This is a genomic window from Suicoccus acidiformans (assembly GCF_003546865.1).
In the GTDB taxonomy this organism is placed as follows: Bacteria; Bacillota; Bacilli; order Lactobacillales; family Aerococcaceae; genus Suicoccus; species Suicoccus acidiformans.
In genome coordinates this window covers 2,306,416-2,321,532 of sequence record NZ_CP023434.1, presented here as the reverse complement: position 1 = coordinate 2,321,532, position 15,117 = coordinate 2,306,416, and the positions used below count along the sequence as shown (strand labels likewise).

The 15,117-nt window shown below is 41.4% G+C and carries 16 protein-coding genes; 10 read left to right on the top strand and 6 right to left on the bottom strand.

What is annotated here, in order from left to right; genetic code table 11:
- Positions 1 to 166 precede the first annotated feature (166 nt).
- From CL176_RS10910 to CL176_RS10900, 3 genes are read right to left on the bottom strand one after another with little or no spacing between them, the layout of a single operon-like run.
- The gene (locus CL176_RS10910) at positions 167 to 2,638 is read right to left on the bottom strand and encodes a heavy metal translocating P-type ATPase (RefSeq protein WP_118991303.1); all 2,472 of its coding nucleotides are present in this window, start codon (positions 2,636 to 2,638) and stop codon (positions 167 to 169) included.
- A gap of 10 nt (positions 2,639 to 2,648) precedes the next feature.
- Entirely contained in the window at positions 2,649 to 2,861 is a 213-nt protein-coding gene (locus CL176_RS10905; protein WP_118991302.1) for a heavy-metal-associated domain-containing protein, read from the bottom strand.
- Between the two features lie 15 nt (positions 2,862 to 2,876).
- Positions 2,877 to 3,314, bottom strand: a complete 438-nt coding sequence (locus CL176_RS10900; RefSeq protein ID WP_118991301.1) for a CopY/TcrY family copper transport repressor — start codon at positions 3,312 to 3,314, stop codon at positions 2,877 to 2,879.
- 205 nt (positions 3,315 to 3,519) lie between these two features.
- Here CL176_RS10900 and pta point away from each other — a divergent pair, with 205 nt between their 5' ends.
- Positions 3,520 to 4,506: a phosphate acetyltransferase gene (gene pta, locus CL176_RS10895; RefSeq protein ID WP_205528112.1), complete on the top strand. Its 987-nt coding sequence runs from the start codon at positions 3,520 to 3,522 to the stop codon at positions 4,504 to 4,506.
- Between the two features lie 81 nt (positions 4,507 to 4,587).
- Here pta and CL176_RS10890 read toward each other — a convergent pair whose 3' ends face one another.
- A complete protein-coding gene (locus CL176_RS10890) occupies positions 4,588 to 5,229 on the bottom strand; it encodes a DUF4430 domain-containing protein (protein ID WP_118991300.1) in 642 nt (213 codons plus the stop codon).
- A gap of 166 nt (positions 5,230 to 5,395) precedes the next feature.
- Here CL176_RS10890 and tsaE point away from each other — a divergent pair, with 166 nt between their 5' ends.
- The 6 genes from tsaE (at position 5,396) to CL176_RS10860 (ending at position 9,592) form a co-directional block, all read left to right on the top strand.
- Positions 5,396 to 5,881 (top strand): tRNA (adenosine(37)-N6)-threonylcarbamoyltransferase complex ATPase subunit type 1 TsaE, encoded by a 486-nt coding sequence (gene tsaE / locus CL176_RS10885; protein WP_162890968.1) that lies wholly within the window; start codon positions 5,396 to 5,398, stop codon positions 5,879 to 5,881.
- Positions 5,881 to 6,441, top strand: a complete 561-nt coding sequence (locus CL176_RS10880; RefSeq protein ID WP_118991298.1) for a GNAT family N-acetyltransferase — start codon at positions 5,881 to 5,883, stop codon at positions 6,439 to 6,441. Before tsaE ends, CL176_RS10880 begins: the two co-directional genes overlap by 1 nt.
- Before the next feature lie 73 nt (positions 6,442 to 6,514).
- The gene (murB, locus tag CL176_RS10875) at positions 6,515 to 7,414 is read left to right on the top strand and encodes a UDP-N-acetylmuramate dehydrogenase (RefSeq protein ID WP_118991627.1); all 900 of its coding nucleotides are present in this window, start codon (positions 6,515 to 6,517) and stop codon (positions 7,412 to 7,414) included.
- Between the two features lie 276 nt (positions 7,415 to 7,690).
- Positions 7,691 to 8,071 carry a hypothetical protein gene (locus CL176_RS10870; RefSeq protein WP_162890967.1) on the top strand — a complete coding sequence of 127 codons (381 nt, stop codon included), beginning with the start codon at positions 7,691 to 7,693 and terminating at the stop codon, positions 8,069 to 8,071.
- Positions 8,072 to 8,193: 122 nt separating this feature from the next.
- A complete protein-coding gene (locus CL176_RS10865) occupies positions 8,194 to 8,652 on the top strand; it encodes a GtrA family protein (protein WP_162890966.1) in 459 nt (152 codons plus the stop codon).
- On the top strand, positions 8,642 to 9,592 hold the full coding sequence (locus CL176_RS10860) for a glycosyltransferase family 2 protein (protein WP_118991295.1): 951 nt from the start codon (positions 8,642 to 8,644) through the stop codon (positions 9,590 to 9,592). Before CL176_RS10865 ends, CL176_RS10860 begins: the two co-directional genes overlap by 11 nt.
- A 57-nt stretch (positions 9,593 to 9,649) precedes the next feature.
- On the opposite strand, the gene CL176_RS10855 is transcribed toward CL176_RS10860, so the two are convergent.
- Positions 9,650 to 10,216, bottom strand: a complete 567-nt coding sequence (locus CL176_RS10855) for a TetR/AcrR family transcriptional regulator (protein ID WP_118991294.1) — start codon at positions 10,214 to 10,216, stop codon at positions 9,650 to 9,652.
- 119 nt (positions 10,217 to 10,335) lie between these two features.
- Here CL176_RS10855 and CL176_RS10850 point away from each other — a divergent pair, with 119 nt between their 5' ends.
- The 3 genes from CL176_RS10850 to CL176_RS10840 are packed head-to-tail and all read left to right on the top strand — an operon-like array spanning position 10,336 to position 14,258.
- Positions 10,336 to 11,028 (top strand): alpha/beta hydrolase, encoded by a 693-nt coding sequence (locus tag CL176_RS10850; RefSeq protein ID WP_162890965.1) that lies wholly within the window; start codon positions 10,336 to 10,338, stop codon positions 11,026 to 11,028.
- Complete coding sequence (locus CL176_RS10845; RefSeq protein WP_118991292.1) at positions 11,021 to 11,698, top strand: ABC transporter ATP-binding protein; 678 nt, start codon at positions 11,021 to 11,023, stop codon at positions 11,696 to 11,698. Before CL176_RS10850 ends, CL176_RS10845 begins: the two co-directional genes overlap by 8 nt.
- Positions 11,699 to 11,717: 19 nt before the next feature.
- Positions 11,718 to 14,258, top strand: a complete 2,541-nt coding sequence (locus CL176_RS10840; protein ID WP_118991291.1) for an ABC transporter permease — start codon at positions 11,718 to 11,720, stop codon at positions 14,256 to 14,258.
- 151 nt (positions 14,259 to 14,409) lie between these two features.
- On the opposite strand, the gene CL176_RS10835 is transcribed toward CL176_RS10840, so the two are convergent.
- Complete coding sequence (locus CL176_RS10835; RefSeq protein ID WP_118991290.1) at positions 14,410 to 15,087, bottom strand: CpXC domain-containing protein; 678 nt, start codon at positions 15,085 to 15,087, stop codon at positions 14,410 to 14,412.
- Positions 15,088 to 15,117 lie beyond the last annotated feature (30 nt).

The following is a 15,117-nucleotide window of genomic DNA, read 5'->3' as shown; positions in this document are numbered from 1 at the left end:
CATCCTTCCATGCTTTCCTTATTCTATTCAATTATAACCTTGAAAAGATTCTCGCTCAACTGATAAATTTAGGGGGGAAAAGGCATCCAAAGAAAATTCCTCCTATTTTATACAATACAAGAATCAAAAAACAGCAACTTGAGATAAAGTTGCTGCTGATATACATTTAATAATTTCGTAAGCGTAAGGCGTTGAGGAGAACGGAGATAGAGCTAAAACTCATCGCCAGAGCTGCAATCATTGGATTTAAGAGCGGTCCGCCAAATAGATAGAAAATACCCATGGCAAAAGGAATACCAATGACGTTATAGGCAAAGGCCCAGAAAAGATTCTGCTTAATATTGCGGATTGTGGCATGGCTAAGGCCAATTGCTTCAGGGACGCCTTGTAAGTCGCTCTGCATGAGTACGGTATCGGCTGAACTTATAGCAACATCGGTTCCTGAACCGATTGCCATGCCGATGTCTGCTTGGGCGAGGGCTGGCGCATCGTTAATGCCGTCCCCAACCATAATGACGTGTTTGCCTTCGCTTTGTAAGTCTTTGACAATCTGAGCCTTATCCTGTGGCAGGACATCACTAAATACGCGGTCAACCCCTACTTGCTTAGTAATGGCTTGCGCTGTCAATTGATTGTCTCCGGTTACCATAATAACCTCAATACCCATCGCCTGCATACGTTGGATGGCTTCATGGCTGGATTCTTTAATCGGGTCTGCAACGGCGATAATACCTGCTAAAACTCCATCGAGGGCAATGTACATGGCGGTCTTGCCTTCACTGGCAAGCTCTTCGGCCTGCTGACGCTCGTGATCTGCAAGAGATACAACGTCTGCCATCAAGGCGGCATTGCCGATATGGACCGTGTGTTGCTCGATTTCTGCGACAATACCTTTACCGGTAATACTGTTAAAATTGTGAACTTCAAGCAGCTCAATATCTTGTTCTTCCTGAGCGTACTGAACAATGGCACTGGCGAGCGGATGCTCTGAAGCCGCCTCGGCTGAGGCAATACACTGCAGAAGTGTCACTTCATCCAAGTCATAGGTCACAAAATCGGTCACCGTTGGCTCACCAACCGTAATTGTACCTGTCTTGTCTAGAAGGACAGCATCGCCATTGTGGATGGCTTCCAAGGTCGCACCGTTCTTGATGAGAATCCCTTTGCGCGCGCCGTTACCTGTTCCAACCATAATAGCCGTTGGCGTGGCCAGACCTAAAGCACAGGGACAAGCAATAATAAGCACACTAATAAAGATATTAAGGACAAAATCAAGCGACGCCCCTTGTACGACATACCAGAAGAGGGCAGCGACAATAGCGAGGATGATTACAGTTGGGACGAAGTAACCGGAAATGATGTCTACCAATTTAGCAATTGGTGCTTTCGACCCTTGGGCTTCTTGAACCATTTGGACGATTTGGGCTAGCATCGTGTCTTGGCCGACACGCTTCACTTGATAGTGGAAGCTTCCCGTCTTATTCAAGCTGCCTCCGGTCACTTGGTCACCGACCGACTTTTCTACTGGTAAGCTCTCACCCGTGAGCATGGATTCGTCAACCGTTGAATAGCCCCGAATAATTTCGCCGTCTAAAGGAATTTGATCGCCTGGGCGAACTTGAAGAATATCACCCACTTCGATGACTTCTACGGGAACGGTTTCTACCTGTTGCTTATCATCAATCCGGCGGGCTTCTTCAGGAGCAAGGTCCATTAAATCTTTGATAGCTGAAGAGGTCTTACCTTTGGCGATTTCCTCCATATAGTCGCCAGCTTGCATTAGGGTGAGAATGACAGCTGCTGATTCAAAGTATAAATTTGGATGGCCTGCACTGATTACCCGCTCTGTTAATAATAGAAAGGTCATGACTAAGCCTTGTAGATAGGCAGCTGAGGTTCCAATGGCAACCAAGGAATCCATATTAGGGTGGCCTTTGAATAAGTTGCGGAAGCCACGGGTAAATTTATCGCGGGCCAGCCACATGACAGGTGTCGCCAAAAGTAATTGAATAACGGCAAACACCCCTGGCTGGGTCATGGGATCCATAAATTGAGGCAAGGGCATGCCAAACATTGGCCCCATGGCAAGCAGAAATAGGGGGAGGGTAAAGATAAGCATCCAAATTAATTGCTGCTTCATCCCTTGGAGTTGCCGTGCTTTCTGCTCTGCTTCGATTTCATATTGTTCTGCAGCTGACACCTGGAGTTCGGCTTCATAGCCGGTGTCTTTAACAGTTTTTAGAATGACGTCTGGTTGCGGTTCATGTAGCCAATCGACGGTTAATGTTTCGGTAGCTAAGTTAACGGAAGCTGACTCAATCTCAGTTAATTTGTTTACTGCCTTTTCAACACTTTGCGCGCAAGAGGCACAGCTCATGCCCCGGATACTATAATTTTGGTGGTTGCTGGTACTTTCTTTAGCAAGTGCGCTGGAGTCGATGAGGGTATAGCCCGCTTCGTCAATAATGGCCTTTAAATCGTCGATATTGACTAAATCGCTATCGTAAGTAATCGATGCTTTCTCTGTGGCTAAATTCACATCCGCTTGGCTGACACCATGGGCTTTGCGCAATTCTTTCTCGACTGTCTGCGCACAAGAAGCGCAATGCATGCCGCCAATAGAATAGGTTGCTTTCATATCATCCCTCCTATTCCCGTGTTAAGCTGTAGCCGGCATCAGCCACTTGGCTTGCCAAGATATCTAGATTTACCGGTTGATTGGTGAATTGAATCGTGACAGCCTTTGTTTGAAGGTTTGCTTGGACGTCTTTAACGCCATCAATAGCTAACAGGCTTTGGGTCACTGAATTCAAGCAACCTCCACAAGCCATATCGTGTACGTAATAAGTATTCTCTTGCATGGAGTAATTCCTTTCTTATAAATGACAGCGACATTGACCTACCGGACATTGACAGGCGACTTCTTCGGGTGCCGTTTCCCGCTTCGCTTCAAGGGCTTGCATGAGTGTCGTAATATCTGATTGGCTCAGTTCCTTGGTCTCGATAAGGTGGTGCAGTAACTTGCCTGAATCCTTATGGCAGACGCGCTCCCAATATGTATCTAATTCTTTAGTGATGGCGTCTTTTTCTTGAATGGTCGCTTGGTATTTAAAGGGTTTGCTTCCTTCGACTTTGCCTAGTACTTCTTTCTGGACGAGTCGGTTAATTAGCGATTTAATAGTGCCTTCTTTCCAAGGGAAAATATCCAGTAAGTGATTGATAATTTCGCGACTCGCTAGCGGACCATTCGCCCAAACGATACGCATTACTTCCCACTCGGCGTCGGTAATATATTGCTTGCTATGAGTTGTCATTTAGTGAACCTCCTTTGTTTACGTTTGTAATCTAAATTAAGTTTACAGGTGTAACCTAGTTTTGTCAAGGGTATTTGCTTGGCTTAAGCTAGCACTCAGGAATTGAATCGTTAAAACTTATGATGTCAAATTCACATAGAAAATGTTTTCAATTTGGTAAAGAGAATGTTAGTATAGATGTATCAAGAATAATGGAGGTTTATAGATGGATTTGTTTACAGCTTTATCAAACAAAATTTCTGGTAAAAACTTAAAGATTGTCTATCCGGAAGGAACCGTTGTGCGTGTCCTAGGTGCTGCGGTGCGTTTGAATGCCGACAATTTAATCGACCCAATCCTTATAGGGAATGCGGAGGAAATTCAAAGTGTTGCAAGCGAAAATCGCTGGGATTTAACGGATATTGAAATTATCGATCCGGAAACGTATGATGCTTTTGAGGAAATGGTTGCTGCCTTTGTTGAGCGTCGTAAAGGTAAGAATACCGAAGAGCAAGCTCGCGAGATGTTGAAAGACGAAACATATTTCGGCACGATGCTTGTGCAAATGGACTTGGCAGATGGTCTAGTCAGTGGCGCGGTTAACTCAACGGGAGATACTGTTCGTCCAGCCTTACAAATTATCAAGACGAAACCAGGTGTGAAATTAACCAGTGGTTCCTTCTTAATGATACCTAGGGAAGAAGACGGTCAGAAAATGATCTTCTCAGACTGTGCAATCAACATTAATCCAGATGCTCAATCCCTTGCAGAAATTGCGGTGGAAAGTGCCAAGACAGCGAAGATGTTTGATATTGAACCGCGGGTTGCGATGTTAAGCTTCTCTACACACGGTTCTGCTGCTTCAGAAGAAGTGGATAAAGTGGTTGAAGCAACTCGTATCGCTAAAGAAATTGCCCCAGAATTACCTATTGATGGGGAATTACAATTTGATGCGGCGTATGCCCCAAGTGTGGCTCAGCAGAAAGCACCTGAATCTCCAGTAGCAGGTCAAGCAACGGTCTTTGTCTTCCCTGAAATTCAATCAGGCAACATTGGCTACAAGATTGCTCAACGTCTCGGTGGCTATCAAGCGGTCGGCCCAATGTTACAAGGCTTGAATAAGCCTGTATCTGACTTATCTCGTGGTTGTACTGAAGAGGACGTATACAAGATTTCGATTATTACAGCCAACCAAGCTATAATGGAAGACTAAGCCCATAACGCAAAAAGCGCAGCCTCCTATATGAGAGGTTGCGCTATTTATATTACTTCATGTGCCTTATAAAGTGGCTTCTTATTCAGTCGCTGGATTATCAGCCTCGGGCGTCTCTTCATTAGTTGCAGCTGGTAAAGTATCACCTTCGGCAGGAATGATATTTATGGGAATCTCATCAATTGTACCGTAGTACCAAGAGATTTCATCGCCAGCTTCAAGGGTTTGCGAGACGACACCTAATTCGGCGAAAGCTCCATTAAGTAAGTAAGCCCAAGTATGACCCAAAGCGTAGTCATTCTCGATACCATCAATCATATCGATGACACCTTCATCTTCGTTAAAGTTAAAGTCCACTTCGCTTTGTGCTTCAAGTGTCTCAAGCACGTTCATGCCTTCTTCATAAGGTACTTCGAACGTTGCATGCGGCTCTGTTTCTCCTGTGACATATAGAGTCACTTTCACTGAATCGCCTGTGACTTCATCCCCTGTTGTCTCTTCTTCGCCACTTGTCGCAGCTGATTCATCTGTACTTGCATCGGATGCTTGGGCATCAGATGCTTGACTGGCCTCACTTTCTGTTGAAGCTGGAGCAGCTTGGTCTGAAGCTTGTTCAGATGAAGCTTCATCTATACTTGCAGTGGGTTGTTCATCTTTATTACCACAAGCTACGAGTAGTAAGGTAGCTAGAGCGATAGTCATCATCTTTAAGAATTTCTTCATGGTAGAACCTCCTCATTTTCTCTTAGATTAAAATTAGCAATAAAACGCATTAAAGTCAAATAATTCGATGTTTGTAAAAGGTTTTAGTATACTAAGTATACATGAGTGAGATCCAGGAAGCCATGGCGAAAGTGTGAAATATATATGTCTTATGAGGAGTGGTATGATGAGAGAGTGGATGAGCGAATCAGTTGAAGAGACTCAGCGAATGGCCACCGAACTGGCAGGGATTATTCCGCCAGGAACCGTCGTGACTTTAGAAGGAGCTCTTGGCAGTGGCAAGACCGCTTTTGCCCAAGGATTTGGCAGAGCCTTAGGGGTTAAGCGTGCGATTAAAAGTCCGACTTACACTATTATTAAAGAATATCCTGCTGAGGATGGGAAGTCTTTCGTCCATATGGATGCCTATCGTTTGGAAGAAGGTGGCGCCGATAGTGTGGATTTGCCAAGTTTTCTGACGGATGATCGTTATATTTTAATTGAGTGGGCTCGTTTTATTGAAGAGGAATTACCTGATGCCTGGTTAGCGCTTGGTTTATCTGTAGTATCGGAGAATCAACGGATGATTCGCGCCGAGGTAGTCGGGGAGTCGAGTGCTTTGGAAGGTGTCTTAGAAAAGTGGGCGCGTGCGGTGGAAAGGGTGAGGGAATAATGCTTGATGCTTATGAAGATTCACAAGTGCAAATTTCAGAAGTTGAAGGAGATACGTTAGATTTATTGTTTCGACAAGCTGAACCGGAAGATGCGCGGGCAATTCTTGGCTTGATTCAAGAAGTTGGTAAGGAAACCGATTATCTTGTATATGGTGAGGACGGAACGGGTTTATCACTTGAAGCTGAGCGGGCACTTATTCAATCGTATTTGTATGCAGAGACGAGTTTAATGCTTGTTATTGAGGTGGACGGCCAGATTATCGGTATAGGCGACTTGGCGACCTTGCCGTACGATAAACAAGCCCATGTTGCCGAGGTGGGGATTTTTCTAATTCATGAGTATTGGGGCTACGGGATTGCGACGATGCTTTTTGAAGAGATGCTTGAATTTGCTCAAGGGGTGGGCCTTAAAGTGTTGACACTTGAGGTCGTTACTGAGAACACACGAGCCATCAAATTATACGAGAAATTTAATTTTAAGATAGTAGGCGAATTTAGCCAGCGGCTCAAGTATCCGGGGGGTTATTATGATACCTATCTCATGGAGCGCATCCTATAAAAGAACTTTACTTTCTAGAAAGCTTTAGCTAGAATAGAAAAGTATGATTAAGAATCGAAGGAAAGATGACATGATGAAATATCAAGAAATAGCCCAGCAATTTCCAGAGGTTGAAATTTACTTCAATGATGCGCTAGCAAACTATAGCCACACGAAGACAGGTGGTCCAGCAGATGTAATTGCTTTGCCTTCTAGCCCTAAAGAAGTAAAAGAAATTGTCGATTGGGCACGCGCCAATGAGGTGCCTTTGACAATCTTAGGGAATTTGAGTAATTTAATTGTCCGTGACGGAGGCATTGAGGGAATTGTGATGATTCTCACCAATATGAACCACATTGAAGTCGTCGAGGACGTGATTTATGCAGAGAGTGGGGCTGCTTTAATTGATGTGAGTAAAACCGCCTTACAACATGATTTAACCGGCTTAGAATTTGCTTGCGGTATTCCGGGCAGCATCGGTGGTGCGGTCTTTATGAATGCAGGTGCTTATGGCGGGGAAGTGAAAGATGTGATTGTTCAAGTAGATATCTTGACACGTGCAGGTGAATTAAAGACGTTGGATAATGAAGCAAGTGCCTTCACTTATCGCCACAGTATTTATCAGGAGACGGGTGATATTATTCTAGGCGCTAGCTTTAAACTGCTGAAAGGCGAATCTGCCCTTATTCGCAGTGAAATGAAGCGTTTAACTGATTTGCGTCAAAGTAAGCAACCTTTGGAGTACCCATCTTGCGGGAGCGTATTCAAACGTCCTGTGGGACATTTTACAGGGCAGCTAATCCAAGAGGCAGGTCTGCAAGGACACCGAATTGGAGGCGCTGAAATCTCCAAGAAACATGCGGGCTTTATTATTAATGTGGGTGGAGCTACTGCAACCGATTATACGCAAATGATTGCCTTTATCCAAGCAGAAATCAAAGAGCGCTTTGATGTTGATCTCGAACCAGAAGTACGTATCATAGGACATGATTAAGGGAAGCATCCGGTGTATGCCGGGTGTTTTTTGGTAGGCTTATAAAAGCGTAGGTCAAAAAGGAAATTATTGCAGTAAATAATGTGCCGCTTTTCTTGCTTGAAGATTTTTCTTTAAGCAAGAAAAGTGGCCTTGATTTAAGCGAACCTAGTTAATTGATATTTTTGGGTTAAAAATAATAATTGGAATTTTTTTACAGAATCTTTACATTATATTTATATTACTCTGTTATAATAGGTGGAAGAGAAATTTAATATAGAGGATGTGAATCGATTGTTGATTAAGAGGCAAGATGTCGCAATTAAGCCGAAAGATGATAGCACATCTAATTTCTTAATCGAGCGTTTTATCGTTCCCGGGAACTTAGATGGACTTACCTTAAATATTTCTTTGCCTGAAGGTCAGTGCGTTATAGCGTTAATTTTAATTTATGACTGTGAATATATGCTTCGGGCAGAGTATCAGGACGTAGAAGCGAATCGGAAGTTTGTCATTCATGAAGATGAGCGGATTAGTAGCATAAATACACGTTCAGGCCCGATTCCAGAAGGCGAGTGGATTATAGCTTTTGAAGTCCAGAATGACTTAAGTCAGGAACAATCTTTTACGTATCAAATTCAAGGTAGCGAGAAAGCACTGCAAGCCTATCAATCTTAAGCCAGTATGCATATGAGCAGCTGGCTTTGTTTTTTGTGTGAAGATTTTAGCTTTTGCTTGCATAAAGGGATTAGAATTGATAGGCTAACTTGAGGATAAGATTTATGAAAGAAGGTATAAAGATGCAAAGATTGCTTCAGCAATTTGCGCGGTTCGTCCTAGTGGGCGGCACTGCTACAGTGATTGATTTTGCGGTATTGGCACTTTTGCATTATGGCTTCAATGTTCACTATTTAACAGCCACGGGTTTGGCTTTTGTTATATCAACGATTTATAATTATTGGGCGAGCATGCGCTTTGTGTTTGATAGTCCGTATGGGAAAGATGAGAAAGGGAAGGAGTTATTAATCTTTCTTGTCTTGAGCGTGCTGGGCTTATTGTTAACCGAAGGGCTAATGAGGCTTTTAGTGGAATATGCATCTTTAAATGTGATTGTCAGCAAGGTGCTGGTGACTTGTGTGGTGATGCTCTTTAATTTCATTACGCGTAAGCAATTCTTAGATAGTGGTTCACCGAAATATGCTAAAGTTATTGAAACAACACAAGATATTGAAGGAGCAAAGCTCTCACATGAAGACTAATACGATTACAATAGTTGTACCTTGTTATAATGAAGCAGAGACATTAGATCTCTTTATGGCTGAAATATTAAGGACCCAAGAGAAGATACCAGAGGTCTTCTTGGAAGTCTTAATGGTTAATGATGGCTCGAAAGATCAGACTTTAGAGGTGATGAAGCGGTTGGCAAAGATGTATCCTGACCGGGTCTTCTACCTGTCCTTTACACGGAATTTCGGCAAAGAAGCAGGTATTATCGCAGGTTTAGACCATGCAAAAGGCGAATGGGTAGCTTTGATGGATGCAGATTTACAGGATCCGCCGCATTTGCTGGTTGAGATGCATCGCATGATTACAGAAGAAGGTTATGATACTGTTGCCACGCGGCGGACAACGCGGGAAGGAGAGCCGCTGATTCGATCATTTTTTGCCAGTATGTTCTATAAAATCAATAATCGGATTGCGGATGTGCAACTGGAAGAGGGGGCTCGTGATTATCGTTTGATGACGCAGCAAGTAGTGCAATCCGTGCGTCAGCTACCGGAGCAGAATCGCTTTTCGAAGGGAATTTTCAGCTGGGTGGGCTATAACGTAGGCTATATTGAATATGAGAACGTGGAGCGCAGTGCTGGGGAGACGTCCTGGTCTTTTGGTAAACTCTTTGACTATGCTTTGGAAGGGATTTTGAGTTTCTCGGATGCGCCTTTGACGTTGGCAAGCTATATTGGCTTCTTCAGCTTTGCCTTTGCTGTAATTTATGGCATTTATATTGTGGTGCGAACGATATTGTTCGGTACGGACTCCGCTGGTTGGCCGACACTCGTTGTCCTCATAGTGGGAATGGGCGGGCTGCAACTCTTGTGTTTAGGAATTGTTGGAAAGTATATTGGGAAGATTTACCTAGAGTCGAAAAATCGGCCTTTGTATTTGATTCGGGAGTCGAATGTAAAAGTAGATAAATAAAAAGAAGGACCCCACGAGTAATCTTTGGATGGACTGCTTGTGGGGTGTTTTATTGTATTATTGAGGGGTTTGACTGTTGATTTGGTTAATGATTTGTAGAGCTTCATTAAAATCCGCTTTCCATTGTTCTACAGATGGATTTTCATCAAAAATGTGATGAATGATAAATTGTTCATAACCACCAAACGTTAAACTAAGAACATTTTTGAATACTCTCTGGTCGTATTGTTCCCACAAATAAGCTCTGTGAATTTGATTTTCGGCAAGGATACTTTCATAGAATGGCTCGGTGAATAGATAGAGTAGCTTGTTTTCCACTAAGAGTTTAAAAAATACGATATTTTCAATAATTATGTTGAACAATAATTCAGAAATATTGTTGAAGTTTAAATGTTCTAATCGTCCATGGATACTTATGTAGTCATGGATTATTTTTTGTATCTTGAGTTTTAGGACGGCTTCTTTGCTTTCGAAATTTCTATAAAATGTGACCCTGGATACATTAGCGTGGCTAGCAATTTGACTAATTGTTATGAAAGGATACTCATCGATTTCCATTAGATAAAGCAATGCATTAAGAATGGCTTCTTGCGATTGTTGTGCTTTCATATTTCCTTTATTCATAATATGCTCCTTAACACTTTCGGTGAATTTGTAACGATTTTGGCTTTGGTATTGATGCTTGTTCTGAAATGATATAAATTAATTGTAACAGATGTAACTATTTTATGGGAGGGGAAAGAATGAAATTAATCTTTATCTCAGGAATGTTTGCAGGTGAGTGGATTTGGGAAGAAGTCTTAAAAGAAGTGTCCTGCGAAAAAGTATTCGTTCAAAAGGATCCATTATCAAAGATTAGTGGAGATATAAATGAGATTGTTGGTGGACTGAAAGAGAAGATTATTAAAAATCAACAGGCATGTATCCTAGTTGGAAATTCTTTAGGTGGGCTGATTGCATCTTTGTTGGCTTTAGATAATCCAGAGTATGTCAAAGGAATTGAGCTCAGCGGTTCTCCTGGTATGGGCACGACTAATCTGGGGATAGGACTACCAAAAGAGGAAATTTGGTTTGAAAGATTAAAAGAGAAGCTTTTTGTAAATCCAGATTTAATAACAGATGATCAGTTAGACTTAGTCAAAGAATGCTTCAAAAATCGAAAAACATTGAAGAATATGGCTAGACTATCCAGAGCATCTAATAAAACAGATATTAGAGAGTTGCTTGATATTATCAAGTGTCCAGTTCTGTTATTGTGGGGTGAGCAAGATGAGGTTTCGCCTAAAAGGCCATGGATTGATTATGCGAAGGAAAATCCACGGACAGAAATGTTCATTATTCCCAAATCTGGCCATAGTCCAATGCTTGAAAAGCCGCATGAATTCACCCTATATTTAAATGAATTTATTGAAAAGGTAGGTAATTCGTATGAGTAATGTACTAATTGAATTTGATAATGTATCGAAAGTATATGGCAAAGGAGAAACCCCTGTTAGAGCGAATGATTCTATTTCATTCCAGATAATGGAAGGTGAGTTTGTGGTGATTTTGGGACAATCAGGTGCAGGAAAATCAACTACTTTAAATTTACTAGCTGGGATGGATTACCCAAGTACTGGCCAAATATGGGTGGAAGGAGAGAATATTGCTGAATATAGCTTGAAGCAGCAAACATTATATCGTCGTAGTAAAATTGGCTTTGTTTTTCAGGCGTATAATCTAATTCCTCACTTAACTGCCAAAGAGAATGTAAATATGATGATTGAAATTGCGAATTCCCAAAGTCTTGCAGAAGATGCTTTACAAGCTGTAGGTTTAACAAATCGTATGGAACATTTCCCGAGACAATTGTCAGGGGGAGAGCAACAAAGGGTATCCATTGCACGTGCTTTAGCAAGTAACCCGAAAATATTGTTATGTGATGAACCAACGGGCGCATTGGATTCTGCTACCGGTGATAAAATCATTCAGACACTTAAAGACTATAATCGCAATTATGGTACGACTTGTTTAGTTATTACTCATAACCGTGAAATCGCAGAGATTGCAGATCGAGTCATTGAATTAAAAGATGGCAAAGTCGCAAGTAATTATATAAATGATTAATTAGAGGCAAGGTGAAGCTATGTTAAGAACAATGCGAAAGGATAATGTTAGAACAGTACGTTACAGCTTGCTGAGATTTCTATCAATTACGATCATGGTGTTTCTAAGCGTTGCATTCTTCATTGGGTTGAAATTTGCGGGGCCGAGCATGCTTTATACTGCTGAAAATTTCGCGAACAATTATAATATGCCTGACGGCAAAGTGATGTATCCGGGAGGAATTACGGAAGAAATATTAAAGGATATCGAACATAAGAGTTCTATAAAGGTCTTAGGTATCCATAGCACGGACGTTAATAGTCCAACAGTAGGACAAAGTATCCACCTTTACGCCAATGAGAATCAATTAGGTGATATGTTCAGTGTAAAGCTAGGGCAATTACCTTCAGGAAGCATGGAAATTGCTTTGGATATTCAGGTGAAGGAAAGTTATCCTGAGTTAGAGATAGGGGACTTTGTGGAGATCGAAAATATTGATTCTAATGTCTTTGAAATTCCTAAAGCTAAAGTTGGTCAATATAAAATTGTTGGGTTTATCGAAAGTCCGCTATACTTGAGTAACTTAGACCGAGGCATTCAGATGGACGGACAGGGAAGCGTTGCTGCTTTTGGCTTAGTATCCTCTGGTCACATAGATTGTTCGGAATATAGTGAAGCGTTCTATTGGGCACCAGAAATGAAAGTATTTGGACATTTCAGTGACGACTATGACCAAGCCCTTCGTGATAAAGTTACAGATATAGACAAGAATTTGGGAGATATTGCAGAAACGCTCCATAACCAAGTGATAGAGCAGCAATTAAAAGATATCTCCGAACAACAAGTGGAGTTAGAATTGGCTTTGAGTCGTCGGCTAATTAGCCAAGAAGATGTCCATGAGAAAGAAACGGCTTTGAAACAGATGAGCCAAGCGCTCGAAGCTTATCCAATGGCACAATTTCAACATACGTCTCGTTTAGATTTTTCAGGTTATCGTTTGTTAAAAAATAATGCGATGAAGATGGATGAAATTTCTAAAGTATTTCCTGTATTCTTTTTCTTGCTCTCTATTGTGGTAACGTTTATTACGATGACACGTATGGCACAAGATGAACAAAAGTATATAGGTACTATGAAACAGATGGGTTATAGTAACTATCATGTTATGGAGAAATTTATTTTTTACGCCTTTTCTTCAGTTAGTATCGGGATAATTTTAGGGATTGTCGTGGGCACGTTGGTCATTCCGGGCTTGGTGATTAATGCTTATATGACATTGCATCCGTTATCAGAACCTAGGGTTCAATTAGATGGCATGTTTATTGCTATTGTTAGTATCGCAAGCTTGATTATTGCGTTAATTCCAGCAGTGATTACACCGTTGAAATTGGTTAGGAAACCAGCGATTGAATTACTGCAGGAGAATTTAGAAGGCTCAAGCAAGTCTTCGAGAAGTCAAAAGAGCAGTAGACTCAATTATATTTGCTTATGGGTTAGTCGCAGTATTCGAATGGCTCCGACTAGGTCACTCCTTATTATATTAGCTCTAGCGGCATCTGTTATGTTAATGGTTGCTGGTTTCGGGCTGTCGGATTCTTTAACGGGGACTGTAGCGCGTCAATTTAATGAAATTACGCATTATACCTCAATTATATATGTCGATTCAAATGGTTCTCAAAGTGATTATTCAAAGGCCATGGATCAGATAGAGCATCTAGAAGGTTCTTTTCCTGTATCATTAACGCAAGCTGAAGTCAAATCTGGTACCAATCAGGGATTGAAATTCCAAATTCTAGTTCCGATGGGGGAAGAGGAAGGGCTTGTGAATATGCTAGAACTAATTGACGATGAAAAACGAGCAATTTCTATAGAAGAAGGGATTATAGCTACGCCTGTATTGGGACAATCAGGGGAATCGATAGAAGTGACATTGAATGATTTGGACTATGCTCTAGAAGTTGACGCCATAGCCCAGAATTATGTTGGAAATTATCTATATATGTCGCCTGAAACCTATAGTGACTCTATAGATCAGAAACCGATGTATAATGCCTTTCTGGTAAAATATGATATGAAGCATAAAGATCAAATTGAAGAAGATATGCTAGCTGTAGCAGGTATTAAATCAATCATGAACTTAGAACAGCTCAAAGAAACAGCTGAAGAATCAATGGAAAGTTTAAATATGATAACCATAATCTTAATCATTGCTTCTGCGGGGCTGACATTTATTATCTTGCTTAATTTAATGAATATCATTTTAATGGAAAATTATAGAGAGCTCGCTATCATGAAAACACTTGGCCTGTTTGATTGTCAGGTCAGTTGGTTAATTTTCTTGGAAGCCTTTATTTTAGCTACCATCGGAATTGCTATAGGATCCTATTTAGGACAACAGTTGAACCTATATATAGTTAATCTTCTTTCCAGAGATGATTTAGTCTTTCATCCAGAAATTGATACAATGTCGTATGTATATTCGATTATATTAGCCTACTTATTTATTCTTGTTGTGAGTTTGTTGGTGCATAATAATGTTCGGAAAATCAACAAAGTTGAAGCGATGAAAGACACAAATTGATGAAAGATTTCATCGAGATGAATGCATGAGGCGTCAAAGGAAAGGCAGTTAGAAAAGAGCATAGGATATATGTATAGAGTAGATCTGGATAATTTAAATTAAACAAACCTCAGCTAGCAAATCAAATAGAATTGCTAGCTGAGGTTTTTTGTTATTCCGCCGTCTCCTCCATCGGAGCATCGCCTTCTTTTCTTTCCAGAAGATTAGCAGCCCAGTTCGCATCAACTAGGACAAAGCGACCGGCATGATCTTGACGGACGGCTTTTTTGTACTTATTCTCCGCAAAGGAAACCAGACTATCATGGAAGTCCACTAAGAGTTGCCCCTCTGGTGTTACATACAAGATGTGTTCTTTAGAGCCTTGCTTGTAGTAGTGACGCTGTTTCACTTTAACGTCGGGTTTCTCTTTGGCGAACAGTCCGTCTGTCAATAATTTGACAATTTCGATGACTTGATCGTTATAGCCTTGATCGAATATTTGTATCTTCTCGATTAAGTCAGGAATGCTAGTGACGAGACGTAGGCTATAGCTATCTAGGTTTAAATCAGATTCCGTTAATATTTGCGAGAGTATCCGTTCATAATTTTCACGGCGTTCATTTAGTTGTGGGGCTAGGAAAACCATTAAAGCTTGAGTTGGATCGTGGTAGAGGAAGTGATTTTCCAGTTGGCGGGTTGCACCGCAAGTAGGGCAAACGAATTTGAATAGTTCGCCGTCTAATAAGTCCAACTTCAGTTCGGGATCTGACACAGCATTAATGCGACCTGTCCATGTAAATTCACTTGTTTCATGGCAAACGGGGCAGGTTACAGTAAGGGTCTCTTTCATTGGTATCTCCTTTAGTCGTAAATTGCAGTA

Coding starts and splice junctions, on each gene's coding strand:
- CL176_RS10850 (WP_162890965.1), top strand. CDS start 10,336: ATGAAATTAATCTTTATCTCAGGAATGTTTGCAGGTGAGTGGATTTGG.
- murB (WP_118991627.1), top strand. CDS start 6,515: ATGAAATATCAAGAAATAGCCCAGCAATTTCCAGAGGTTGAAATTTAC.
- pta (WP_205528112.1), top strand. CDS start 3,520: ATGGATTTGTTTACAGCTTTATCAAACAAAATTTCTGGTAAAAACTTA.
- CL176_RS10865 (WP_162890966.1), top strand. CDS start 8,194: ATGCAAAGATTGCTTCAGCAATTTGCGCGGTTCGTCCTAGTGGGCGGC.
- CL176_RS10890 (WP_118991300.1), bottom strand. CDS start 5,229: ATGAAGAAATTCTTAAAGATGATGACTATCGCTCTAGCTACCTTACTA.
- CL176_RS10860 (WP_118991295.1), top strand. CDS start 8,642: ATGAAGACTAATACGATTACAATAGTTGTACCTTGTTATAATGAAGCA.
- CL176_RS10840 (WP_118991291.1), top strand. CDS start 11,718: ATGTTAAGAACAATGCGAAAGGATAATGTTAGAACAGTACGTTACAGC.
- tsaE (WP_162890968.1), top strand. CDS start 5,396: ATGAGAGAGTGGATGAGCGAATCAGTTGAAGAGACTCAGCGAATGGCC.
- CL176_RS10845 (WP_118991292.1), top strand. CDS start 11,021: ATGAGTAATGTACTAATTGAATTTGATAATGTATCGAAAGTATATGGC.
- CL176_RS10905 (WP_118991302.1), bottom strand. CDS start 2,861: ATGCAAGAGAATACTTATTACGTACACGATATGGCTTGTGGAGGTTGC.
- CL176_RS10910 (WP_118991303.1), bottom strand. CDS start 2,638: ATGAAAGCAACCTATTCTATTGGCGGCATGCATTGCGCTTCTTGTGCG.
- CL176_RS10900 (WP_118991301.1), bottom strand. CDS start 3,314: ATGACAACTCATAGCAAGCAATATATTACCGACGCCGAGTGGGAAGTA.
- CL176_RS10835 (WP_118991290.1), bottom strand. CDS start 15,087: ATGAAAGAGACCCTTACTGTAACCTGCCCCGTTTGCCATGAAACAAGT.
- CL176_RS10855 (WP_118991294.1), bottom strand. CDS start 10,216: ATGAATAAAGGAAATATGAAAGCACAACAATCGCAAGAAGCCATTCTT.
- CL176_RS10880 (WP_118991298.1), top strand. CDS start 5,881: ATGCTTGATGCTTATGAAGATTCACAAGTGCAAATTTCAGAAGTTGAA.